The organism is Bradyrhizobium sp. P5_C11_2 (genome assembly GCF_054049755.1).
Window position 1 is genome coordinate 1 of record NZ_JBFULT010000947.1, and the last position, 1,598, is coordinate 1,598.

A 1,598-nucleotide genomic window follows, 5' to 3' on the forward strand; every position below is an offset into this window, starting at 1 on the left:
TCGAACATCAGTGCGCGCCCAAAATAGCATTCAATCCACGGAGGAGTGTATCAAGCTGTCTGCTCGGTCGGTGAGTTTACTGTTCCATGCCAGAGCTTGAAACCATTTCTCGGGTATAGATGATAGACCGTAAGCGGCACCGCCTATCTGCCCTGTGATCGCTCCGACCGTGTCGGCATCGTCACCGAGATTCACCGCCAGCAGCACGGCATCTCGGAAGTTCGACGTTTCGGCCACGCACCATAGAGCGCATTCCAAGCTATCGATGACATAGCCCGATGACCGGATGTCACCTCGCTTCTTCCCGCGCCATGACCTGTCCATGATGGCCTGAACCCCTGGACAGAATGGGCCGTAGAATGCCGACAGAACGTCCGATAGCGGCTTTCCCCCGATAAGCGCGGCTAGGACCACCGCCAGGGCCTCGCAGGCGTCCACGGCCTCCGCGCTGCCATGGGTTACATAGCTTTGGCGACGGGCCGCATCCTTCAGGCGTTCGTTATTATTCCAGTAGCGCAAGGCCACGGGCGCGAGGCGCATTATCGAACCGTTCCCTGCCGTCCTCCGGTCGACCGGTCCTGCTATTGGGTCACCGGTGCGCCGAAACGATTCCAGGGCTTTCCTCGTGGTGATCCCGATATCGAAACAGGATCCCGTGCAGGAGTTCTCGCCAGTTTCGTACCAGCGACAGAACCGTTCCATCAGATCCCGTTCGTCCAGACTGTCACAGGCTAGGATCGAATCAGCGAGGCAAAGGGCCATGGACGTGTCATCAGTCCACTGGCCGACTTTCAGGTTGAACGGGCCGCCACCTACCATATCAGTCACAGGCGGATTTGCGTCTCGTGTCTCGAATTCAAGGGTGGTCCCAAGAGCGTCACCAACCGCTAGGCCGATGAATGCCCCTACGGCTCGGTCACGTATGGCTTCAGACATTCAGTGCACCTTGCCCGAGAACGTACGCTTCCTGAGCGCGCGTCTCGATGGCGCCGGGTCTAACCGTCCTGATCCGTTCAATCGCCGTCTTTGGATTCTCGCCCATTATCGTAACGAGTTTTGCAGCTATCATACCGGCCCTACCGAGACCGCCCCGGCAATGAACCACGAGGGATTGGCCCTGACGTAGCTGTGCGACAAGGCGAGGGCCTATCGTTCGCCATGCTGCATCGAAGGCTGGCCCTGGAACGCTGACATCGGGTATCGGAGCATAGTGCCAAGCCATCCCTGCGTCCCTTACGGCTTCGGGCAAAACTCGCACTTTCAGCAGGTCGAACTCGTGCGCTTCCAGAAGGGTAAGCACCGACGCGGCGCCCCAATCCCGAATGACCGCAATATCAGCCTGCAGGTCTCGCTCCCACGCCCCGCCGGCTGATGTGTCATCGACCTTACCGGGACACAGTGTCAGACCAATGCGGCCACCGTCACCAATAGGGACGGTCGCGATCTGAAGCGGATGTGTCAGGGACGTTCGAATTGGCCGGTTGGGCTTACGACGGGAATGGGAACCGAAAATAGCTTGTCCAACGTGCCAGGAATCGTCCTCTGCCATCGTCCCTCCACGGAGATTATCATAACATATGGCGGCGCCAGCTTGAACA

The 1,598-nt window shown here is 58.8% G+C and carries 2 protein-coding genes; both read right to left on the reverse strand.

What is annotated here, in order from left to right; all coding sequences use genetic code 11:
- Positions 1-30 precede the first annotated feature (30 nt).
- On the reverse strand, positions 31-936 hold the full coding sequence (locus ACXJL8_RS40585) for an ADP-ribosylglycohydrolase family protein (protein ID WP_456686979.1): 906 nt from the start codon (positions 934-936) through the stop codon (positions 31-33).
- A complete protein-coding gene (locus tag ACXJL8_RS40590; protein WP_456686980.1) occupies positions 929-1,549 on the reverse strand; it encodes a cyclin-dependent kinase inhibitor 3 family protein in 621 nt (206 codons plus the stop codon). The genes ACXJL8_RS40585 and ACXJL8_RS40590 overlap by 8 nt, the downstream gene beginning before the upstream one ends.
- Positions 1,550-1,598 lie beyond the last annotated feature (49 nt).

Bases quoted from the DNA above. Each gene is read 5' to 3' on its own strand.
- ACXJL8_RS40585 (WP_456686979.1), bottom strand. From the start codon at position 936: ATGTCTGAAGCCATACGTGACCGAGCCGTAGGGGCATTCATCGGCCTA.
- ACXJL8_RS40590 (WP_456686980.1), bottom strand. From the start codon at position 1,549: ATGGCAGAGGACGATTCCTGGCACGTTGGACAAGCTATTTTCGGTTCC.